General features: G+C 67.4%; 24 protein-coding genes. 2 read left to right on the plus strand and 22 right to left on the minus strand.

The window, feature by feature from the left end; all coding sequences use genetic code 11:
- The first annotated feature begins 19 nt into the window (after positions 1–19).
- A protein-coding gene (locus A4F85_RS14845) for an IS3 family transposase (RefSeq protein ID WP_442856605.1) occupies positions 20–1,143 on the plus strand; the annotation gives its coding sequence in 2 pieces (ribosomal slippage) (positions 20–275 and positions 275–1,143; 1,125 coding nt in all).
- A 131-nt stretch (positions 1,144–1,274) separates the two neighbouring features.
- Positions 1,275–1,595 carry a LysM peptidoglycan-binding domain-containing protein gene (locus A4F85_RS14850; RefSeq protein WP_063327019.1) on the plus strand — a complete coding sequence of 107 codons (321 nt, stop codon included), beginning with the start codon at positions 1,275–1,277 and terminating at the stop codon, positions 1,593–1,595.
- On the opposite strand, the gene A4F85_RS14855 is transcribed toward A4F85_RS14850, so the two are convergent.
- From A4F85_RS14855 to A4F85_RS14960, 22 genes are all read right to left on the minus strand, one after another.
- Positions 1,558–2,730 carry a tetratricopeptide repeat protein gene (locus tag A4F85_RS14855; RefSeq protein ID WP_063327020.1) on the minus strand — a complete coding sequence of 391 codons (1,173 nt, stop codon included), beginning with the start codon at positions 2,728–2,730 and terminating at the stop codon, positions 1,558–1,560. The genes A4F85_RS14850 and A4F85_RS14855 overlap by 38 nt on opposite strands.
- An 83-nt stretch (positions 2,731–2,813) precedes the next feature.
- Positions 2,814–3,662: a sigma-70 family RNA polymerase sigma factor gene (locus A4F85_RS14860; RefSeq protein WP_063327021.1), complete on the minus strand. Its 849-nt coding sequence runs from the start codon at positions 3,660–3,662 to the stop codon at positions 2,814–2,816.
- A gap of 20 nt (positions 3,663–3,682) precedes the next feature.
- Positions 3,683–4,432 carry a flagellar type III secretion system pore protein FliP gene (fliP, locus tag A4F85_RS14865; RefSeq protein WP_231890555.1) on the minus strand — a complete coding sequence of 250 codons (750 nt, stop codon included), beginning with the start codon at positions 4,430–4,432 and terminating at the stop codon, positions 3,683–3,685.
- A complete protein-coding gene (locus A4F85_RS14870) occupies positions 4,429–4,845 on the minus strand; it encodes a flagellar biosynthetic protein FliO (RefSeq protein WP_043824480.1) in 417 nt (138 codons plus the stop codon). Before A4F85_RS14870 ends, fliP begins: the two co-directional genes overlap by 4 nt.
- On the minus strand, positions 4,842–5,246 hold the full coding sequence (locus tag A4F85_RS14875; protein ID WP_082848210.1) for a FliM/FliN family flagellar motor switch protein: 405 nt from the start codon (positions 5,244–5,246) through the stop codon (positions 4,842–4,844). Before A4F85_RS14875 ends, A4F85_RS14870 begins: the two co-directional genes overlap by 4 nt.
- A 7-nt stretch (positions 5,247–5,253) precedes the next feature.
- Entirely contained in the window at positions 5,254–6,096 is an 843-nt protein-coding gene (locus A4F85_RS14880; protein WP_197485494.1) for a FliM/FliN family flagellar motor C-terminal domain-containing protein, read from the minus strand.
- Positions 6,097–6,126: 30 nt separating this feature from the next.
- Positions 6,127–7,299: a flagellar hook protein FlgE gene (locus A4F85_RS14885; RefSeq protein WP_063327024.1), complete on the minus strand. Its 1,173-nt coding sequence runs from the start codon at positions 7,297–7,299 to the stop codon at positions 6,127–6,129.
- Between the two features lie 25 nt (positions 7,300–7,324).
- Positions 7,325–7,723, minus strand: coding sequence for a flagellar hook assembly protein FlgD (locus A4F85_RS14890; protein WP_034390912.1), 399 nt, complete (start codon positions 7,721–7,723; stop codon positions 7,325–7,327).
- Complete coding sequence (locus A4F85_RS30665; RefSeq protein ID WP_156517031.1) at positions 7,720–8,901, minus strand: hypothetical protein; 1,182 nt, start codon at positions 8,899–8,901, stop codon at positions 7,720–7,722. The genes A4F85_RS14890 and A4F85_RS30665 overlap by 4 nt, the downstream gene beginning before the upstream one ends.
- Entirely contained in the window at positions 8,898–9,422 is a 525-nt protein-coding gene (locus tag A4F85_RS14900) for a hypothetical protein (protein ID WP_063327026.1), read from the minus strand. Before A4F85_RS14900 ends, A4F85_RS30665 begins: the two co-directional genes overlap by 4 nt.
- Positions 9,419–10,924, minus strand: coding sequence for a FliI/YscN family ATPase (locus tag A4F85_RS14905; RefSeq protein WP_082848212.1), 1,506 nt, complete (start codon positions 10,922–10,924; stop codon positions 9,419–9,421). The genes A4F85_RS14900 and A4F85_RS14905 overlap by 4 nt, the downstream gene beginning before the upstream one ends.
- Positions 10,921–11,817, minus strand: a complete 897-nt coding sequence (locus tag A4F85_RS14910) for a FliH/SctL family protein (RefSeq protein ID WP_063327027.1) — start codon at positions 11,815–11,817, stop codon at positions 10,921–10,923. Before A4F85_RS14910 ends, A4F85_RS14905 begins: the two co-directional genes overlap by 4 nt.
- Positions 11,817–12,434: a hypothetical protein gene (locus A4F85_RS14915; RefSeq protein ID WP_156517032.1), complete on the minus strand. Its 618-nt coding sequence runs from the start codon at positions 12,432–12,434 to the stop codon at positions 11,817–11,819. Before A4F85_RS14915 ends, A4F85_RS14910 begins: the two co-directional genes overlap by 1 nt.
- Entirely contained in the window at positions 12,431–14,002 is a 1,572-nt protein-coding gene (gene fliF, locus A4F85_RS14920) for a flagellar basal-body MS-ring/collar protein FliF (protein ID WP_269447121.1), read from the minus strand. The genes A4F85_RS14915 and fliF overlap by 4 nt, the downstream gene beginning before the upstream one ends.
- A gap of 28 nt (positions 14,003–14,030) precedes the next feature.
- Positions 14,031–14,369, minus strand: a complete 339-nt coding sequence (gene fliE / locus A4F85_RS14925; protein WP_063327030.1) for a flagellar hook-basal body complex protein FliE — start codon at positions 14,367–14,369, stop codon at positions 14,031–14,033.
- Positions 14,366–14,782 carry a flagellar basal body rod protein FlgC gene (flgC, locus tag A4F85_RS14930; protein ID WP_043824461.1) on the minus strand — a complete coding sequence of 139 codons (417 nt, stop codon included), beginning with the start codon at positions 14,780–14,782 and terminating at the stop codon, positions 14,366–14,368. Before flgC ends, fliE begins: the two co-directional genes overlap by 4 nt.
- Positions 14,783–14,793: 11 nt before the next feature.
- Positions 14,794–15,186, minus strand: coding sequence for a flagellar basal body protein (locus A4F85_RS14935; protein WP_043824460.1), 393 nt, complete (start codon positions 15,184–15,186; stop codon positions 14,794–14,796).
- A gap of 24 nt (positions 15,187–15,210) precedes the next feature.
- Entirely contained in the window at positions 15,211–16,335 is a 1,125-nt protein-coding gene (locus A4F85_RS14940; RefSeq protein ID WP_082848214.1) for a flagellar basal body P-ring protein FlgI, read from the minus strand.
- Between the two features lie 13 nt (positions 16,336–16,348).
- Positions 16,349–16,948, minus strand: coding sequence for a flagellar basal body L-ring protein FlgH (locus tag A4F85_RS14945; protein ID WP_080736802.1), 600 nt, complete (start codon positions 16,946–16,948; stop codon positions 16,349–16,351).
- On the minus strand, positions 16,945–17,976 hold the full coding sequence (locus A4F85_RS14950) for a flagella basal body P-ring formation protein FlgA (protein WP_063327032.1): 1,032 nt from the start codon (positions 17,974–17,976) through the stop codon (positions 16,945–16,947). Before A4F85_RS14950 ends, A4F85_RS14945 begins: the two co-directional genes overlap by 4 nt.
- Before the next feature lie 5 nt (positions 17,977–17,981).
- Positions 17,982–18,776 carry a flagellar basal-body rod protein FlgG gene (gene flgG, locus A4F85_RS14955; RefSeq protein ID WP_034398242.1) on the minus strand — a complete coding sequence of 265 codons (795 nt, stop codon included), beginning with the start codon at positions 18,774–18,776 and terminating at the stop codon, positions 17,982–17,984.
- A gap of 117 nt (positions 18,777–18,893) precedes the next feature.
- Entirely contained in the window at positions 18,894–19,676 is a 783-nt protein-coding gene (locus A4F85_RS14960) for a flagellar hook-basal body protein (protein WP_063327033.1), read from the minus strand.
- Positions 19,677–19,712: the final 36 nt, after the last annotated feature.

Genomic DNA, 19,712 nt, shown 5'->3' on the forward strand with positions numbered 1-19,712 from the left:
TTTCAGAGGAAGAACGGACATGAAGAAGAGCAGATTCACCGACGAACAGATCATCGGTTTTCTCAAACAGGCCGAAGGCGGCATGCCTGTCAAGGAACTGTGTCGCCTGGGCGGTTTCAGCGATGCGACCTTCTACAAGTGGCGCGCCAAGTTCGGCGGCATGCAGGCCCGCGAGGCCACGCGGCTACGCGAGATCGAGAGCGAGAACGCCAGGCTCAAGAAGCTGCTGGCCGAGGCCCACCTGCACATCGAAGCGCTGAAGGTGGGCTTCGGGGTAAAGCGCTGACCCCGCAGGCCAGGCGCGAGGCCGCTGCCAGGATGGTTCAGGGACTGTCCATCAGCGAGCGCCGCGCCTGTCGCTATGCGGGGTTGTCCAGAACCAGCTACCGGGAGCCGCCCAGCATGAACCAGTCCACGGCCAGCCTAAGCACGCGCATCGTCGAGTTGGCGCACGAGCGCCGGCGCTTTGGCTACCGGCGCATCCACGACCTGTTGAGCCTTGAAGGCCACCAGGTGAACCACAAACGCGTGTGGCGCCTGTACAAGCTGGCAAACCTGTCGGTGCGCAAGCGCCGCAAGGTCAAACGCCCCACTGGCGAGCGCCAGCCCCTGGCTGCCAGCCAGCACGTCAATGACACCTGGAGCGCAGACTTCGTGATGGACGCACTGGCCAACGGCCGGCGCATCAAGTGCCTGACGGTGGTCGATGACTTCAGCCGCGAGTGTGTGGACATCGCGGTGGACCACGGCATGGGTGGCAAGTACGTCGTGCGCTTGCTGGACCAGGCAGCGCAGTTCCGCGGCTACCCGCTGGCCATCCGCACCGATCAGGGGCCTGAGTTCACCAGTCGGACCTTCATGGCGTGGACAGCGGCACGCGGCGTTCGGCATCTGCTCAACGATGCCGGATGCCCGACCCAGAACGCCTACATCGAAAGCTTCAACGGCAAGTTCAGGGACGAGTGCTTGAACGAGCAATGGCTTGAGACGCTGGCGCAGGCCCGTCAGGAGATAACACGCTGGCGGCGGGACTACAACGAGGTGCGGCCCCACAGTTCACTGGGGCGCATCTCGCCGGCCAGCTTCGCTGCCTTGCATCGCCAGCGCGCTGGCGATGCAAGGCAATCACCGGAGATTAAGTAGTCTCCACAACCTTGGACTCGCTAAGTGAACATTGGCACGTCTAAAGGGGGCAGGTCAAACCGCCCCAGAACGGCGCCGTACCTAAATACGTCAACACCTCCGAATTCCACCTGAACGCCCCTGCCCTGAAGGTGCGCGACACCAACTTCGGCGCCATGAGCTACACCGTGGTCGGCGGTGAAACCCTCAAGACCATCGCCCGCAACGTGCTGGGCGACAGCAGCCTGTGGTGGCGCATAGCGGAAGCCAACGGCCTGGCCGTCTCGGGCGACGGCGAGTTCACGGCCGGCCAAACCCTGAGCATCCCCAAGCTCGCGCTGAACGCCAACAACGCAGACACCTTCCAGCCTTATGACCCGAGCCGGGTCACGGGCAGCCTGCGCTCGGTGCTACCCGCACCAGTTCTGGCAGCCCTCAGCGCACAGCGCTTGAGGCTCCCAGCACCGTCTTGAGCAACCCTTCCTGCCCACGCAACAGCCGCTTGGCCAGCGCCTGGAAGGATTCCAGGTCCCGGATCTCTCCGCCGAGGATGGCTTGCGCATAGCGGCCAGAGAGGTTGAAGGCGTCCAGGCGCAGGGCGCGCTCAATGTGTTGCTGGGCCTCTTCCGTGCGGCCCTGCAGGGCCAGGGCCACGGCCAGGCCGCCGTGACTTTCGGCGAAGTTGCGGTCCAGGTCCAGTGCGCTGGTGAAGCTGCGCTGCGCTCCCTGCAGGTCGGAGGACAGCAGTTGCGCCCAGGCCTTGCCATGCCAGGTGCCGATATGGCCGGGCATGGTGGCCAGGGCTTTGTCGAAGTGCGCCAGGGCCGTGGGCAGGTCGCCAGCCAGCAGGTCGGCCATGGCATGGGCGGACCAGGCACGGCCATCGCGCGGGCTGATCTGCAGGGCGGCGCGGGCCTGCGTGCGGGCCTGTGCCGCATCCTGGCGGGCCAGCGCCAGCGAGGACTGGGTGACCAAGGCCTCGATGGGTCGGTCGTCAGGCGTGGCCTGCTCCAGCGCACGGGCGGCCCATTGGCCTGCACGCTCCAACTGATCCGCATCCAGAGCTGCGAGGCTGGCCACGCCCGCGGCGGCGGCGGGCAGTTGTTGCCTTGCATCCGCAGCGCCAGCCCAGGCCACGGCCTGATCGACCTGGCCTGCATGGTGCAATGCACGCAGCCACAGGCGGGCCAATGCGGCCGACGCAGGGTGGTCCAGATCCTGCAGCCTGGAAGTCAACCTGTCTGCGCAATCCTGGTAGCGGCCATCCTGGAAGGCGATCCAGGCCAGGTTGTGCAGCACGGCATCGGTGAATTCTCGGGGCGTGCCGCCCAGCGATAGCAGGGTATCCAGCAGTTCGGTGGCGAGCTGGTACTGGCCCTGGGCCAGCAGAAGGTCTCCTTCGCGCAGCGACCAGGCCAGGTTGCCGGGCTGCAGCGCCTGGGCGTGCCGCAGGTGAAAGGCGGCACGCTCCCATTGGGCACACTGCAGCGCCGCCCCAAAGGCCTCGGTCAGCAGGCCGGGGTTGGACGGGTCTTCACGCAGATAGGCTTCCAGGCGTTCCAGCCTGGCCGTGGAGCCTTCGTCAGTCTGGGGAGTTTGTGCGCTCATGGATGTTCCCTCGGATGGTGGTGATTGTCAGGGCAGCCACGGGGGCTGAAGCTGTGGTGGGATTGGCGGGTATGGGCAGGCGTCTAGAGGAAGACGTCGCAGGGCGGCCCCTGTCCCAGCATGTGGCGCAACTTGCCCAACCCCTGGCGGTGCAGCTGCGAAATCCGGCTGCGCGAGACGCCCAGCATGGCGGCAATCTCGTCGAACGGGATTTCCTGCTGGTAGTGGTAGCGGATGACCTTGCTCTCCTGGGCTGGCAGCCGTGCCAGGGCCTCGCGCAGTTGCTCCCGCCAGCGTTGCAGTTCGGTCTTTCGGAAGTACAGCACGTCGGGGGAGGCGGCCACGGCGGCAACGTCCCCGCCTTCGGATTCCCCGTCGGCGGCGACCATGCCGGTGTCCTCCAGCATGACACCCAGCGCAATGCCTATGCCGACTTCGGCCAGGTAGGCCAGCAAGGTGCTTTGGCGCGAGCGGGCCGCCGGGCCGCGCGCCGTTGCCCGGCCTTCATCGAAGGGATGGGACGCAGCTGCCTCCAGCGCCGCAGATTTGACGCTTTCGAGCCGTTCGGCCTGAAGGCGCTTGCGGGCCGCGATCTGCTGGCTTTTTTCGGTGGCTTTCTCCAGGCCGTTGAGCAAGGCACCACGGATGCGATGGGCCACATAGGTCTTGAACTGGGCGCCACGCTCCGGCTCGTAACGGTCCACGGACTCCATCAGGCCCAGGCGCGCCAGTTGCAGGTAGTCGTCAAACTCCACATCGGCGTGGATCCGGCCGCGGTAATGCACGGCAGCGAGGGTGCGGGCAAAGGGCAGGTAGTGCAGCACCAGCCGATCGCGGGCCGCCGCATCGCCTGCCCCACGCCAGCGCGACCACAGTTGTGCCTCTTCCTCCAGGAGAAGATCCGTGCTTGCGGAAGGTGCGGCGGCAGCCATGGCGGGCAAACGCGCAGGCCTCAGTGAAAGCTGCCCACCAGCGCACGCAGCAGCAGGCTCCAGCCGTCGATGAGGATGAACATCAGCACCTTGATAGGCAAGGCTATGGTGGTGGGCGGCATCATCATCATGCCCAGCGTCATGAGCACGCTGGAGACGATCAGGTCGATGAGCAGAAAGGGCAGGAAGACGACAAAGCCGATCTGGAAGGCTGCGCGCAGCTCGGACAGCATGAAGGCTGGAATCAGTTGCACGTTGCTGATGTCGTCCATGGACGCGGGCGGCTCGGCCTTGGACAGTTCGACCATGAGGGCCAGGTCCTGCTCGCGCGTCTGGCGCACCATGAAGTCGCGCAGCGGCGCCATGCCCTTGGCAAAGCCTTCCTGCATGCCGGCGCGGCCTTCCATGAAGGGCTGAACGGCTTCGCGGTTGACCTGCTCCAGAACGGGCGCCATGGTGAACATGGTGAGGAACAGCGCCAGTCCGATGAGCACGGTGTTGGGCGGCGTTTCGTTCATGCCGATGGCGTGGCGCAGCATGGACAGCACGATGATGATGCGCAGGAAGCTCGTCACGCAGACCAGCAAGGCGGGCAGCACGGCCAGCAGGGTCAGGCCGATGACGATGCGCAGGGCCTGCGATGTCTCCGTGGCTGCACTGGCCTTGCCGCTGGCCTGCGCATAGGCGGCGCCCGCCATGAACAACAGGGCGCCCACGGCTGCGGCCCTGCGCAGGCCCTGACGCAGGCTGCTGGATGCGGCTTGTGTCATGGCGTGCCGTCCTTGCCTTCGTTGGTGGACAGGCCTGGCTGCGCCGCGCTCTCATCCAGCGGCGCCTCGGCGAGCAAGGCGATGGACTGGGGTGCGCAGCCTATCAGCAGCCGCCTGCCCTGCCAGGTCACCTCGTGCACGCTGTGCTGGGGTGTCAGGCGTGCGCTGGAGACCAGGCTGGTACGGAGCTCCTGCTTTTTTTGCAGACTGCCCATCCACCGTCCCAGCCAGCCCGCTGCCGGCGCCTTGCCCTCGCTGGCAGCGCCGCCCGGCCGGCACTTGCGCCAGGCCACGAAGACCAGCAGCAGCAGGACGATGAAAACACCCATCCACGCCAGTTCCTCGGCGGGCGTGCCGGGAACGGGCGCTGGCTCGCGGCGCAGGGGGATGGACTCCGGCAGTGCCACGGTCATGGATGGGCCTTGGCTTGAAGTCCCAGCGGCGTGGGCAGCTCCGTCAGGCGCACGGCGAAGCGGTCGCCCACAGCCACAAGTTGACCACGCGCAACCACCTGGCCTTCCACCAGCAGGTCCACGGCCTGCTCCACAGCCGTGTCCAGCACCAGCACCTGCTGCGCCTGGGCGCCCAGCAGTTCACCGACCGTCAGCGTGGCAGTGCCCACGCAGACCTGCACGGTGGTCTTGACCTGGTGCAGCGGGTGCAGGCTGGGCACCAGCGGCTGGGATGCCGCAGAGGGAGCCGGGGAAGGGGCAGCAGCATCCAGCTCGGCAAGTTCGATGCGCTGCATGCGCGGGGCCGGAGATGGAATGGATTGCGCGCCAGGAGCTTGCGGCGGCGTGTTCTGCAAAGACATAGACAGTTCAGGAAGATGTGTTGGAAAGGGGTTGAAGCTCGACGCCCAGGCGGCCTTGCGACTGCCCCAGCCAGCCGGTGCACAGGAGCTCACCGGCATCCATGCCCTGCCGGGATTGCAGTCGCAGCAGGGCAGGCTGCTCCAGCGCGTGCGTCAAGGTGATGACATCGCCCGGCGCCAGCGATTGCAGCTGTCCCAGGCTCAGTGATATGGGGTCGAGTTCGAGGCGGACCGTCACCGTCTGGCTGTGCAGGGCACTTGCCAGCGGCACCAGCGGGACCAGGGGTTTGCGTACGGCGCCTTCGGCCTGATCCCGCGAGCCGGTACCCAGCTCACCGCACGAGGCGAGGACTTGCTCCACGGCAGATGCGTTCAGGTGCAGCACCCAGCGCACCCCGCCCCAGTCCAGCGCCAGGACAACGGCACCGGACCAGGGTCCGGGGGCACCGCCCTGATGTTCCCCCAGGCTGGCACCCGCCAGCTGGCGCAGCCCGCCAATCAAGGACTGCCAGGCCTGTGCGCACAGCCCTGCAGCCATGTCCAGGGCAGGTGCTGCCGGACCGCGCCGGTCGGGATCGGGCGCCGGCTGGCCGAACAGGAGCGCGTGCAGTGCGCGTGGCGCGGCCTGTTCGTCCAGCATGTCCACGCCTTCTCCATCATTGGCACCGGGGTCCTGCACGCGCAATGCCGCAGGCGCCCCCGGGGCATCGCCATGCACGCTCCAGTCGGCATGCCACTGGAGCAGCACGGCCTGCACGGTGTCGCAGACGTTCTCTTTCTGGCGGGCGCTCCAGACCCGCAGGGGCCTGGCCCTACCCGATTCCTGCAGGGACAGCAGACCTGCAGCCACGCATTGATCCTGCAATGTACGCACCATGGATCAACGGCTCTTCATGGAGAAAAGCTCCTGCAGCATCTCGTTGGCCGTGGAGATGACCTGGGAGCTGGCCTGGTAGCCGCGCTGCATGATGACCAGGTCGCTGAACTCCTGCGACAGATCGACGTTGGAGATTTCCACATAGCCCGCGCGCACATTGCCAAAGGCGCCACCGGCCACGCCCGTATGCCAGGCACCGCCGTCCAGCGCCACGAATTCGTTGTTGCCCACGGTGCCCACGGCATCGACCGTGTCGAAGCGCCCCAGCGACAGGCGGGGGCCCTTGGTGGTCTGTCCGTTGCCATAGGTCAGCACCAGGGTGCCGGTCGCATCGAAGGAGACAGAGCTGAGTTCCGCCGGCGCATAGCCGTCCTGGGACGCAAAGGCCAGGGTGGACAGGGTGCCCGAAGCGAAGGAGGTGACATCGGTGCTGAAGTCCAGCGTCACTGGCATGGCGGCCTGGCCGGCAGGCGAGTAGGTGAAGGACAGCCTGGAGGTGGCTGCCGTGGGCTTGCCGTCCTGAAAGACGATCTGCTTGGTATCGACAAGGGTGGTGCCATCCATCAACTCCACCTTCCAGCTGCCTGCCGTGGTGGCATTGGTGTTGGTGAGCTTGAGGGTCAGCAGATGCTCGCCGCCCGCCGCGTCATAGACGCGCACGCCGTTGACCGTCTGGTCCGTGCCTGCGCTCGACAGATTGCCCGTGAACTTGGCGGAGGTCGTGGCCTTGCCCGTGGTGGTCTTGAGATTGGCGATGCTGATCTCGGTCGCCGCGCCGTTGGTGCCCACGCCCATGACCTTGGCTCCGCTGCCGCTGACGAGCGCGCCGGTCTTGTCGAACTGGAACTGGCCCGCGCGCGTGTAGCGGATGCTGCCGTCCTCGGCCTTGAGCATGAACAGTCCCTGGCCGTCCATGGCCAGGTCCAGCCCGTTGCCGGTCTGGCGCAGTTCGCCAGGCTTGAAGGACATGGCCGTGCCGGTGGTCGTCACGCCATAGCCCATCTGGCCGAACTGGCGGCCCGAATAACCTCCGCCCGCATAGAAGGCATCGGCAAAGCGCAGCGTGGAGCTTTTGAAGCCGGGCGTGTTGAGGTTGGTGGTGTTGTTGGCGATGACACGCAGCCCGCGCGAGAAGCTGGCCAGGCCCGTCATGCCGACGTAGATGGATTCGATCATGGAATGTCCTCGGGATGGGAGCGCTTCACCGCACTGCGGTGATCTGGCTCAGGGCGATGTTCTGAAGCGTGGCGCCGGAGCTGGTGCGCACGGTGATGGAAGGCGAATCACCAGACAGCGACAGCGAGGCCACGGTGCCGGTCAGCGAGGAGCCTCCCGTGTTGATGTCCACGGTGCGGCCGATGAGGCCCACGGACTGCAGGGCTGCCTGGTTGCTGATCAGGGTGGCCATCTTCTGGTTGAGCTGCTGGGTCTGCTCCAGGCTGGTGAATTGCGCCATCTGGGCCATGAACTGCTGGTTGTCCATGGGCTTGAGGGGGTCCTGGTAGGTCAGCTGGGTCAGCAGGATCTTCATGAAATCCTCCTGTCCCAGGCTGTTGCCGCGCAGTCCCGTGGTGGCGCTGCCGATGCTGTCGATGCTCATGAAATCTCCTTGCTGGAGGATGGAAGGAAAGCCGGCATGCCCGGCGTGGCCGAGGCATACCTGTCGAAGAGGTCCGAAAACTCATGCAGTGCACGGCCCGCGCCTGCCCGGGCCGTCACGGCATCGAATACCACCTGCCCGTTGCAGACCACCCGGCTGAGCTGCTGGCCCTGGTCGCGCAGCAGGCGATGCAGCGAGTACACGACAGCCTGCGCCTGCACCCCCACCTGCTGGGCGCTGCCGTCCAGGCCCAGCCACAGCTGCACGCCGCGCTCCGTCCACTGCGCATGCATGCGCATGCCTTGTGCCTGTGGGGCACCCTGCCAGCGCGCAATGGCAGGGCCTGACGCGGCCGAGGGGCGTGCCGGCGATTGCGACGCACGGGTCGGAGGCCGATCTGCGCCAGGCCCGGCAGTTGCCGGGGCCGCGGCGTCGCGCACGGCCAGCAGGGCAAGCGCGGCGGATGGCGAGGCAGACAAAAGCGCAGCCGTCTGCAGCGCCATTTGGATGGGCGCACGAATGCCCGCGTGCTCTGGTGCGGCAGGGGCCGCTGCAGTCGCCGATGCCGCAGATGCCTGCTGCGACGCCGCTGCGGACACAGCCTTGGCCAGGCCCGGGGCACCGCCCTCGCCAGCCGATGCCGCCACCGCGTCGGCACCGGCGGCGGCATAGGCAGCCACGGCTGCAGAGGAGTCGCCCATGGACAGGCCGTGGCCCGAACGCGGAGACAGCGACTCCCACATTCCCGAACGGTCAGCCGCCGCCAGGCCGGGGGAAGGTTTCTCGGCCAACGCCGGCGCGGCGCCCGACGCCGACGCAGTCCGGGTGATCCCGGAGTCGGTCGTGGCGACCGGGCGCGCCTGGGCCTGCCCGGGCATGGACATCTGAGGCTGCCGCTGTGCAGCCTGCGGCATAGCAGGACCTGGCGCACCGGCTTGCACGGGGCGCGCCTGCGTCTTGGGGTTGTGCTGCGCAATGTCACCTGTCGCCGTGCCGAACGGCTGGAACCAGCCTGCCAGCTGGGCCCGTTCCATTTCCCGCAACCAGGCCTGACGCGAGCGCTGTCCCGTCGGTGCCTGGTCCTGCGGTGCACCGCCGCCCTGCCCCACGCCTTTTTCACCGAAAGGGAGCGCAGGCAACGCGGGCAGGCCTGCGGAGTGAATGTCGAGACTGTTCATTCGGACTGCTCCACGCGGAATTCACGCAGTTGCTGGCGCATGGCCAAGCGGCCTACCCAGTCACGGTCTGCCTCTGCCGCTGCAGCGCGCCCGGCTTCAAGCGCATATTCATGCAGGGCCTGTGTCCTGTGCTCCAGCAGGCCGTCAATGCTGCGCTGCTGGGCCAGGCACTCCGCCTGGAGGTCGGCCTTCTGCGCACGCAGAGCCTGCACTTCCTGCCTCTGGCTATCGATGCGCGCGTGCAGGCCTGACAGGAAAGCCAGCCCCCTGCGGTGAAGCAGCGGATCAGGGCGCGAGTGCATTGCCTGCCGCATTTGGGCGGCATGTGCGTGCAAGGATGCCTCTTGCTCCTGCAACGCGTGTTCGGCCTGGGCCAGACTGTGCTGCAGCCCGGTCATGCGCGCCTGCAGCCGTTCCATCTGCCACTCCTGCTTGCGCAGATAGGGGGTGAGCGCATAGGAAAAGCCGCGCAGGTCCACATTCGGCACGGATTGCGATGCGGGCTGTCCATTTCTGGTCATCGCTTGCCTTTCTGAGGGGTCAGCGAGAAGCTGAATTTGGCCGGTGACCGGGCCGGTGCCGCCGCCGGGGCGGGCGCGAGCAAAGGCCCTGCCTCCACGGCAGGCCTGTCGGGCCACAGCAGCTTGCGCAATTCGCCCATGGCCTGGCTGCGGGAGATTCCGCCCTCGGCCTGGCTGAGCCATTGCTTCAGGCCCGGAGCCAGCAGCAGGGCATGGTCCAGTTCGGGGTTCATGCCTTTTTCGTAGGCGCCGATGTCCACCAGCTGTCGGTTGCGATCCAGCAGGGCGAGATGGCGCACCGCATCGGAAATCAGTTCGCGCTCCTGTGGCGTGGTCAGGTCGGGCAGCAGCCGGCTGGCGCTGCGCAGCACGTCGATGGCCGGGTACTGGCCTTCATGCGCAATGTGGCGCGACAGCACCACATGGCCGTCGAGGATGGAGCGCAGGCTGTCGGCAATGGGCTCGTTCATGTCGTCCCCTTCCACCAGCACGGTCAGCAGCGCGGTGATGGATCCTCCCGACGGCGCCGTACCACAGCGCTCGCACAGCTGGGGCAGCTCGGCAAACACGGACGGCGTGTAGCCGCGTGCCGTGGGCGGCTCACCTGCGGCCAGCCCCACCTCGCGCCGCGCCATGGCCAGGCGCGTGACCGAATCCATGGTCAGCAGGACCTGGCGCCCCTGGTCGCGGAAGTACTCGGCAATGGTGACGGCCGCATGCGCAGCGCGTATGCGCGCCAGGGCCGGCTGGTCCGATGTGGCCACCACCACCACGGACCGCGCGAGGCCTTCGGGGCCGAGTTGCTTGTCGATGAATTCGCGCACCTCGCGCCCACGCTCACCGATCAGCGCAATGACATTGACATCGGCGCTGACGTGCTGGGCAATCATGCCCAGCAGCGTGCTCTTGCCGACGCCGCTGCCCGCGAAGATGCCCACGCGCTGGCCCTTGCCCACCGTCAGCAGGCCATCCAGGCAACGCACGCCGGTCTGCAGCACCTCGTGGATGCGCGGGCGCTGCATGGGATTGATGGGCGAGGCATGCAGCGGACGCTGCAGCGGCGCCACGGGATCGGGCCGCTGGTCCAGCGCATGCCCGAAACCGTCGATCACGCGGCCCAGCAGTGCGGGCCCGACGCCGAAGCTCGCCTGGCGCCCCAGCGCCACGATCTCGGAGCCTGCTGCCACGCCCTGCATGCTGCCGTAGGGCATGAGGGTGATCACGTCGCCCCTCAGTCCCACGACTTCGGCCAGAACACCGTGCTCGGGCGACAGGGATGCCTGCCGACTCCCGCCACGCTCGGCCGGTCGCTGGCGCGGCAGGATGCGGCACAGCTCGCCCACCGTGGCATCAGGCCCCTGCGCCTCGATGGCCAGGCCCTGCATCTGCAGCACGCGGCCCAGTCGCCGGGACAGCTCGGCCTGGCGCAAGGCGCTGCGGTACTCACCGAGAATGGCGCGCACATCAAGCAATGGCGAGGGCAAGGGCAAGGGCACGGTCATCGTGCGGCCGCCCCTGCGGGCTTGAACGGGCCGCCGTCTGCAGCAGTTGTCTGATCGTGCTGGACTTGCCGCTGCCCCTCTCGCTGCCCCTCTCGCTGCATCTCCCGCCGCACCTCCCGCGTCTGCGCCAGGCTGGCCCTGAGGGCTTGCAGTTGCACCTCCAGGCGCGCGTCCAGCGCGCCCTCTTCGGAACGCAGCAGACAGCCGCCCAACTGCACTTCGGGGTCGGGGACCCAGCGCAGTGACTGTCTCTCGGCAGTGAAGCCCGATGCGGAAAGCATCTGGCGCAGCTGCGCATCGGACTGCAGCGCGTCCAGATCGTCGGGATGCACATGCACGCTCAAGGGCCGACGGCCATGCCAGGCCTGCACCGTGCGCTGCAGCATGGCACGCGCCCCGTCGCGGCTGACGGCCTGCTCGCCTGTGATGCGGCAGACCGCCTCAAAGACCAGCGACAGCATGTCTTCCTCGGCGTCCTGCAGGAAGCCCTCCCAGGCCACTGGCAGTTGCTGGAGCAGCCTTTGCAGCGAATCCCGCTGAGCCGACATCTGCTGCTCACCGGCTTGCCTGCGCTGCTGCAACTCCTTTTGCTCGCGCTGCAGCGCAGCCGTGGCTTCCCGAACCTGCGCCTGCTCATGGGACAGCGCCTGGGCGCGCTGCTCAAGTTCGGCGTCCGCAGCCCTGCGCCCTGCCTTCAGGCCTTCCTCATAGGCGGCGCGGCGCTGCTGCTCCAGCCACTGGGCAGAAGGCGCAGGCGCTGCGGCCGGGGCCGGCGCAGCCGCATGGGCGGCCGCAGCGATCGACGCGGCCACGCCGGCGCTGCGCGGCCTGCCGATCTTCAGCGCCTCGGGCATCCAGTCTGCATCGCGCAGGATCAGGGGTTCGCCCGGCATCAAAGACCTCTCTTCAGCCATCGCAGCAGGCCATGGCCACGCTCATTGCCACGTCCGGCAGGCCGGACCGTGGGCACGGCGCCGACGGCATCGCCAGCGTGCTCGCAGCAGTGGCGCATGGCGGCCATCAGCGCCACAGCCATGGCGTTGTCGCCCGGAGCATCCAGCGACATGGACTCCATCAGGTCCATCACACGGCGGCGCTGAGGAAGCGGCAGCTTTTCCAGTGCCAGAGGGCGCCAGGGCCAGGGCCTCAGGCACAGCGCCCGTGCGACCAGCCTGGACGGCTGGCCCTGCCAGGCCCGGACCAGCGCGTCGATGCCGCCGGCATCAAGCGCCATCAGGAAAGACGCATCCTCGGAGACCTCAGCATGCACCGCCGGCGCAGCCAGCGCCTCATGCGAACGAGGCGCCTTCAGCACGCTGCCCAGCAATTCGGTGTCGGGCGGTATGCCCAATTCCGTCAGCTCGATCAGCAAGCCGCGCAGCGCCTGCCCCGCAGGCGCCGGCATGCGCTCCAGCAGCCAATCGCGATCGGCGGGCGCCATGGCATGCAGCAGCAAAGCCGCTCTTCTCGGATCGGTCTGGGGCGCGCAAGCCAGTTCGGCAAAGCTCATGTCTGCTGCCCTTCCATGGGCCGCGCGGCATGGCCTGCGCCATCGGCATGCATCCACTGCTGCAGCTTGCGCAGGGCCGCTTGACGCTCGGCATCGCTCAGGCCTGCGGGCATGGCAGACGGCGCCTTGCGGTTCGCCCGCGCGGCGCTCACAGCAAACAGTGCGACCACCAGGCACAGGACCACAGCCGCCGCAGCCTGCACGGGCAAGGGCAGATCGATATCGAGGCCACGGCCCTTGGGCACGGCATGCGACGCCACCGATGGCACCGGCTGCACGGCCTGGCCTGGAGACAGCGGCGCGTCATCCTGCTGCTGCGCGGCAGCGCCATCCGCATTTGCATTCACAGGCAACAGCGCCTGCATGGATTGGACAACGACGGTATCGCCGCGCTCCGTGCTCGCGCCCACGGCAGCTGCCAGCAGGCGGCGCAGCTTGTCCTCCTGGCCAGCGTCCAGCGGCTGGCGAACCACGGCCACGACCTGGATACGGCGCACCGATCCGGCCTGGCTGACGACCTGCTCCACGCGCCGGCCAACCTGGTAGTCCACCTCGCGCTGGGTGCTCGCGCCACCGGCGCTGCCCGCGCGCGCGGCATCGAGTGGCGGCTGGCCGCCGTCACGCACGGATTCGCGCTCCTTGACGATGACGCCACGGCTGTCTGCCGTGCGGGAGGCGGCAGGAATCACGTCCTCGGTCGTGATGCGGACCTGGTCCATGTTCAGCGTGACATCAACGCTGGCCAGCGCCTGGCCGGGGCCGAAGGCGCGGTCGAGCACAGCCGCTGCCTTGCGGGCCAGCTGGGCTTCCGTGTCCTTCTTGAGTTCGAGCCGCCCCGAGCCTGCGGCAGCCGCACCAGCATCGGCGCTTTCCTCGCTCGAACGGCTCAGCGCCACGCCCTGTCTGTCGACCACGGTGACATCCTGGGCCGTCATGCCCGGCGTGGCGGCCGCCACGAGGCGCTGTATGCCATTGACCTGCTCGGGCCTGAGGTACTGCCCGTCCCGCAGCGTGATGGTGATGGCGGCCTTGGGCCGCGATTGCGCCTGCTTGAACAGGCCCTGCTCAGGCAACGCCAGATGCACCCGCACATCACGGATCTCGGACAGCGACAGAATGGTCCGCGTCAGCTCGCCCTGCAGGGCGCGCTGGTAGTTGATCTTCTGCGCGAATTCGGTCATGCCGAAGTCGGTGTTGTTGAACAGCTCGAAGCCGACGGCCCCCTGCAGCGGCATGTCCTGGCCCATGAGCTTGAGCCGCGTCGGCAAGACCTGCGCCTTGTCCACCAGCAGGGCTCCCTGGGCTTCGTCGAAGCGGTAGGGAATCTTGAGCTTGTCCAGCTCGGCGCTCATGGCAGCCGCGTCCTGCGGCTTGAGATCCGAGAACAGCACCTGGTAATCGGCTCTCAACAGCCACCAGGCCAGCGCGGCTGTGCCCAGCACGATGGCGATCAGCCCGGCGATCAGGCTGGTACGAGCGCCTCGGCCCAGGCCCTCCCAGAATTCAGTCATGTGTTTTTGCTCTTGATGCGTTGCGAAGTTCAGCGGTGTGATCCGGGGCGCGCGCAAGCCTGCTGCCTGCGCTGCCCAGGGACGGCTACACCTGCATCCTCATGACGTCCTGGTAGGACTCCAGCAGGCGGTTTCGCACCTGCATGGTCAGCTGGAACGCCAGCCGGCTTTCCTCGAGGCGGATCATGACCTGGTGCAGGTTCTGCACATTGCCCACGGACAGCTGCTGCAAGTCCGTCTGGCTGGCCAGCAGTTGTCCGTTGACCTGCTGCAGGCCCTGCGTGACCATGCTGGAAAAGCCGGCACCGGTGGTAGCGGACGCACCAGCGCCCCCTGCATGCATGGCGCCTTGCAAAGGGGCCAGCGAAGGCTCGGTGATCGAGGAAAGGGCTGCGGACACCGCGCCCAGGGCTTCGGTGCTCATGCGCCACCTCCGATGGTCAATGCCTTCTGCGCCATGCTGCGAGCCGTGTTCATCGCGGCCACATTGGCCTCGTAGGCGCGCATGGCACTCATCATGGTGACCATTTCCGTGGCGGTATCCACGCCGGCATAGGAGACAAAGCCGCGCGCGTCGGCCATGGGATGGCCCGGCTCATACACCATGCGCGCCGGCTGCTGCGTCGGCTCCAGCGAGACCACGGGATTCGCTGCCAGCCCCTGGGCCACGGTTTCCGAGAAGGAGGTGCGCGCCACAACGCGCAGCGGCTGGAAGAGCTTGCCATCGGTGCCCGCCACGGTGTTGGCATTGGCCAGGTTCAGCGACGCGACCTCGACACGGGTGCGCTCCAGCGTCATGCCGCTGGCGCTGATGGCGAAGGCTTGTGAATAGTCCATGCGAAGGTTCCTCAACGCTTGCCGTCAGAGACGGCGGATGACAAAAGCGACATGTGTTGCGACAGGCCCTTGAGCAGGGCCTGGTAGTGGACGGCGTTGTGCGCCATCTGGGCCACCTCGGAGTCCAGCTGCACGCCGGCTGGCAGGCCCGTCGCATCGCGCCGGGGCTCCAGGCGCAGGCTCTCCTGCGCCATGGCATCGACTTGCGCCGTGCTCAACAGCTGGCCCTGGTCCAGCTGACGCCGTGCTTCCTGCATCTGCCCGGAGAAGCTGGCCTGTACCGGGACGTAGCCCTGGGTGCCGGCATTGGCGATGTTGCGTGCGATGGCCTGGTGGCGCAGCGATGCCGCATCCAGCGCCATGGACAGGCTGGCCACGGTGACGGCCTCGATTGCCTGGGTCATTGGGTGCTCCCTCCTGGAAAATGTTTACTGGACGATCAGCTCGGCGTGCAGGGCGCCGGCGGCCTTGACGGCCCGGAGAATGGAAATGATGTCGCGCGTATTGGTCTTGAGGCTCACCAGGGACTGGACCAGGTCGGCCACCGTGGTGCTGCCCGACACGAAGCCCGGCACCTGACGCTCTTCCACATCCACGCGGGTGTTCGTCACCAGCGCCGTGCGCACGCCATCGCCTGCCACGCCGATGAAGCCGGGCTGCGAGGCAGTGACCTCATTGCGAATGGACAGCTTCAGGTCCCCATGCGAGATGGCGACCTTGGATATCTGCACATCCCCACCCGATACCACGGTGCCGGTGCGCTCGTTGATCACGACCTTGGCACGCCGGTCAGGTTCGACGAAGACCGACTCCAGCCGCGAGACGAAGGACACCAGCCGGCGCCGCTGCCCCTCGGGCACGAACAGGTCGATGCCGGAGGCATCGCGCGCCTGGGCGAGCGAGTCGCCGAACTGGCGGTTGATGGCCTCGGCGACCCGGTCGGCCGTGGTGTAGTCGGGCTCGTTGAGCACGAAGGTCATGCGGTTGTCCTGCGAGACCACCTGTGCGGTGACGCCGACCTCGACCGTCGCCCCGCCAGGAATGGAGCCGACGGTGGGGTGGTTCTTCTGGACCACGTTGCCGTTGGCGTCGTATCGGTAGCCGCCCACCGACAAGGCCCCCTGGGCCAGTGCGTAGATGCGGCCGTTGGCCGCCTTGAGCGGCATGAGCATGAGGCTGCCGCCGACCAGGCTGCGCGCGTCGCCCACCGAGGTGACGGTCACGTCCAGCGTATCGCCCTCGCGGGAGAAGGGCGACAGCGCGGCACTGACCATGACGACGGCCACGTTGCGGCTCTGGATCTGCTCCGGGGGAATGTTCAGGTTGAACTGCGACATGGCGTTGGACAGCGCCTGGCGCGCACCCCGGCTGGAGGCGGAGTCGCCCGTGCCCGCCAAACCCGTGACGATGCCCGTGCCCACCAGGGCGTTCTCGCGCCAGCCCTGCAGCTTTCCGAGGTCCTTGACGCGCACGCTTTCGGCCTGTGCGCTCAGGGGCATCTGCAAGCCCGCCAGCAATGCAGCGCCCAGCACGCAGCTCCACAAATTCTTCATGCAATACGCCATGTCAAAGCCCCAGGTTGTCCAGAAGGCTGCGCCACCAGGGGCGGCGGCTGCGCTCGGCAAGATCGCCCTCGCCCACGTAGCTGATGCGCGCGTCGGCCAGGCGCGTGGACAGCACCACGTTGCCATCCGAGATGTCCAGCGGGCGGACCCGCCCCTGCAGGGTCACTTTCTGCGGCTCTTCGTTCACGGTCAGCGTCTGCTCCCCGCCCACCAGCAGGTCGCCGTTGGCCAGCACCTCCTGTACGGAAACCGTGAGCGTGGCCAGCACGCGGTTGGTGCGCTGGGTGCGTCCGCCGCCGTCGAAGGTGCCACCCAGGCCCGCTGCCGTCTGTGCCACGCTGCCGCTGCCGTGGGAAAGGTCGGCAGACAAGGCGTTGCGGCGGCGCGTGCCCGTATCGGCCGAGGTGGTTGCGCTGGAGTTCTCGAACACCTGCACGGTCAGCACGTCTCCCACGCGAAATGCCTTGTTGTCGGCCATCAAGGGCCTGAAGGTCTGCTCCTGGAACAGGCTCTCGGCATGGAGCGCACCCAGCGGTGCTGCCATGGCCCACGCCAGGACTGCGGCCCTGGCTTTCACCGTCATCTTGATTGCCGTCGTCATGGTTGCAACTCCAACTGGCCCCGGCCCACCACGCGGACGGACAGCACCCCCGTCGCATTGGCCGGCCTGGCACGCACGATCTGCCCGGGCTGTCCGTCCTGCAGGACTTCCACCCGGCTCTCCAGCGACAACGGACCCTGACGCGTCACCAGGCTGGCCCATTCACCCCGCACCACGGCAGGCCTGGCCAGCAGGCTGTCTGCAGAAACGACGTCACCGGCCTGCAGCGCGCGGCGCAGCACGGGCGCGTCCGCATCGGCTCCGGCCGGTGCATCCACCCGGACGCCACCGGGCAAGGCGGACAGGCCGGACAGGCCTGGCATTGCGGTCACATCGATCTCGCGCATTTCCATGCCGTCGGCCTGCACGGGCGAGCCGGCCGGCATGGCATGCGAGGCGACGGGAAGCCGGGCAAAGGCAGCCACCTCGAATCGCACGGGAATGGCCCGCACATGGCGATCACCCGAGAACACATCGACCCAGACCAGCATGCGCGGGCCCATCCGTGTCGCGTTCAGGGGCCGCACCTGCAGGCGCCGCCCCTGCACAGGCACCTCCAGGGACAAGGGCAGGGCAACGGGATCGATGTCCAGGCGTGAAAGGACCAGGCCCTTTTGCCGGGCCATTGACCGCAGGTGTTCGGCCAGTGCAGCCTGCGCCTGGGCAGCCACCTGCTCGCCCGCAATCTCCTGCACGGCCGTGACGATGGCCGTCTGGCGGGGCCCGCGCCAGTCGATCTGGTCCTCTCTGAGTCCGGTGCGGCTTCTGAGCCAGTAGCCCAGCCGCTCGCTTTCCAGCACGGCGCTTTCTCCCGGGCGCGGAGCCTGTCCCAGCGGTATGGCCAGCGCGCGGCGCAGCATGCCCAGGTCGGAGCTGGTCAGCACCGCAATGTCTGCAAGCCGCACGCTGGAATGCTGCACCGTCACCTGAGGACGCAGCTCAACGCGCAGCCACGCCTGCGCAGGCACCGCCCAGGCGGGAGCGCAGCACGCAGTCGCCAGCGCGGCCACGGGCAAGAGAGCCTGCATCCGCCTCATCGCCGCAGTCCGTTGACCATGCCCATCATGTCGTCGGCGGCCTGGACGATCTTGGTGTTGGCCTCATAGGTGCGCTGGGCCAGCATCAGGTTGACCATCTCGTCCACCATCTTCACGTTGGAGGCCTCCAGGTAGCCCTGCGCAATGTGGCCCGCGCCCTCTTCGCCCGGACGCACCAGCAGTGCCTCGCCCGACGCGGCACTGCTGCGGTACAGGTTGTCGCCCTGCGCAGCCAGTCCCTGGGGATTGGCAAAGCGGACCAGATCGATCTTGCCCAGGTCCGCAAGGCTTTGCTGCCCGGCCACGCGTGCCTGCACGCGCCCATCGGGCTGCACGACCAGCGCCTGCACATCGTCTGGAACCGCGATCGCCGGCTTCAGGGCCAGGCCTGCGGATGTGGCCAGGTTGCCGTCCCGGTTGACCGTCCAGGTGCCGCCGCGTGTGTACGCGGGAGTTCCATCGGGTGTCTGTACCTCGAAGAAACCTTCACCCTGAACGATGATGTCCATGGGCAGGTCGGTCTTCTTGATATCGCCTGCGTCGAAGAGCTTGGAGATGCCCGCCACGCCCACCCCGGCACCCATGCGCATCACCGGCGCAAGCAGGCCCGCGTCGGGCCCGGCCAGGGCCGCCGTCCGGCGTGCCGGATCCAGGGCGACCAGATCGGAGAAGCTGACCCGCGAACGCTTGTAGCCTGCCGTGTTGACGTTGGCCAGATTGCTGGCGATGGTCTCGACGTTGAGTTGCTGCGCCTGCATGCCGGTCGCGCCGATGTACAAAGCGTCATACATGGAAATCTGCCTCCAGAAATTGGCCAGGTGCAATGACCTGGCGAGTCTTGCAAAACGGATGCTTGCCGGAGTCCGGGCTGCCGAAACAGGCGGAACAACCGCAGCGAAGATGTGCCATCACAGTTCTCCCAGCTTGCGTATGGCCTGGCCGGTCATCTCGTCATAGCCCAGTGCCACCTTCTGCATGGACTCGAAATGCCGCATGGTCTGCATCAGTTGCACCATCTCGTGCATGGAGCTGACGTTGGAGTTCTCGACAAAGCCCTGCTGTATGCGGATATCGGCATCGGCAAGCTGTCCGGGCTGGCCATCGATGGACATGAGACCTTCGCCCAGGCGCCGCAGTTGCGAGGGCTGCGGCGGCTCGACCACCTTCAACTGCGCGACGGGTCTGTCCGTGCGGCCCACCCCATCCCCGTCGAAGATGTTTCCCTGGGCATCGATGCGCACCTGGCTTGACTGCAGGAGGATCTCGCCACCTCGCCCCATGACGGCATGGCCCTGGGCCGTGACCAGGCGCCCCTGTGCGTCGAGCCTGAAATTGCTCTGGCGCGTGTAGGCCGGTCCACCGGGCGTGCTCACCTCGAAATAGCCTGCGCCGGCCAGGGCGACATCCAGGTTCTGCCCCGTGGAGCGAAGCGTGCCGGGACGGTGGTCGGTCTGCACCAGCAGACCGGCAGCAGGCGTATGGGGTGACGCAGCCGGTGCGTTATCGGCGGCGGCGGCTGCCGTGCCGACCATCGCGGCAAACGAGGGAGTGCCCAGCCGCAAAGGCCGCGCCGAGACGACCTCGCGCTGGTAGCCCGGCGTCAGGGCATTGGCCAGGTTCAGGCCTGTCCGGTCCAGTCGCTGCATGTCCTGCTGCATGGATTGCAGCGCGAGGGCGAGTACTTCTTGCATGGTCTGGGGAGCAATGGGAATGGGAGGATGCGTGCC

The sequence above is a fragment of the Delftia sp. GW456-R20 genome, assembly GCF_001622915.1.
Taxonomy (GTDB): domain Bacteria; phylum Pseudomonadota; class Gammaproteobacteria; order Burkholderiales; family Burkholderiaceae_C; genus Comamonas; species Comamonas acidovorans.

What these genes read in the sequence shown, in the direction of transcription:
- A4F85_RS14855 (WP_063327020.1), bottom strand. Translation starts at nt 2,730, where the DNA reads ATGAGCGCACAAACTCCCCAGACTGACGAAGGCTCCACGGCCAGGCTG.
- A4F85_RS14860 (WP_063327021.1), bottom strand. Translation starts at nt 3,662, where the DNA reads ATGGCTGCCGCCGCACCTTCCGCAAGCACGGATCTTCTCCTGGAGGAA.
- fliP (WP_231890555.1), bottom strand. Translation starts at nt 4,432, where the DNA reads ATGACACAAGCCGCATCCAGCAGCCTGCGTCAGGGCCTGCGCAGGGCC.
- A4F85_RS14870 (WP_043824480.1), bottom strand. Translation starts at nt 4,845, where the DNA reads ATGACCGTGGCACTGCCGGAGTCCATCCCCCTGCGCCGCGAGCCAGCG.
- A4F85_RS14875 (WP_082848210.1), bottom strand. Translation starts at nt 5,246, where the DNA reads ATGTCTTTGCAGAACACGCCGCCGCAAGCTCCTGGCGCGCAATCCATT.
- A4F85_RS14885 (WP_063327024.1), bottom strand. Translation starts at nt 7,299, where the DNA reads ATGATCGAATCCATCTACGTCGGCATGACGGGCCTGGCCAGCTTCTCG.
- A4F85_RS14890 (WP_034390912.1), bottom strand. Translation starts at nt 7,723, where the DNA reads ATGAGCATCGACAGCATCGGCAGCGCCACCACGGGACTGCGCGGCAAC.
- A4F85_RS30665 (WP_156517031.1), bottom strand. Translation starts at nt 8,901, where the DNA reads ATGAACAGTCTCGACATTCACTCCGCAGGCCTGCCCGCGTTGCCTGCG.
- A4F85_RS14900 (WP_063327026.1), bottom strand. Translation starts at nt 9,422, where the DNA reads ATGACCAGAAATGGACAGCCCGCATCGCAATCCGTGCCGAATGTGGAC.
- A4F85_RS14905 (WP_082848212.1), bottom strand. Translation starts at nt 10,924, where the DNA reads ATGACCGTGCCCTTGCCCTTGCCCTCGCCATTGCTTGATGTGCGCGCC.
- A4F85_RS14910 (WP_063327027.1), bottom strand. Translation starts at nt 11,817, where the DNA reads ATGCCGGGCGAACCCCTGATCCTGCGCGATGCAGACTGGATGCCCGAG.
- A4F85_RS14915 (WP_156517032.1), bottom strand. Translation starts at nt 12,434, where the DNA reads ATGAGCTTTGCCGAACTGGCTTGCGCGCCCCAGACCGATCCGAGAAGA.
- fliE (WP_063327030.1), bottom strand. Translation starts at nt 14,369, where the DNA reads ATGAGCACCGAAGCCCTGGGCGCGGTGTCCGCAGCCCTTTCCTCGATC.
- flgC (WP_043824461.1), bottom strand. Translation starts at nt 14,782, where the DNA reads ATGGACTATTCACAAGCCTTCGCCATCAGCGCCAGCGGCATGACGCTG.
- A4F85_RS14935 (WP_043824460.1), bottom strand. Translation starts at nt 15,186, where the DNA reads ATGACCCAGGCAATCGAGGCCGTCACCGTGGCCAGCCTGTCCATGGCG.
- A4F85_RS14940 (WP_082848214.1), bottom strand. Translation starts at nt 16,335, where the DNA reads ATGAAGAATTTGTGGAGCTGCGTGCTGGGCGCTGCATTGCTGGCGGGC.
- A4F85_RS14945 (WP_080736802.1), bottom strand. Translation starts at nt 16,948, where the DNA reads ATGACGACGGCAATCAAGATGACGGTGAAAGCCAGGGCCGCAGTCCTG.
- A4F85_RS14950 (WP_063327032.1), bottom strand. Translation starts at nt 17,976, where the DNA reads ATGCAGGCTCTCTTGCCCGTGGCCGCGCTGGCGACTGCGTGCTGCGCT.
- flgG (WP_034398242.1), bottom strand. Translation starts at nt 18,776, where the DNA reads ATGTATGACGCTTTGTACATCGGCGCGACCGGCATGCAGGCGCAGCAA.
- A4F85_RS14960 (WP_063327033.1), bottom strand. Translation starts at nt 19,676, where the DNA reads ATGCAAGAAGTACTCGCCCTCGCGCTGCAATCCATGCAGCAGGACATG.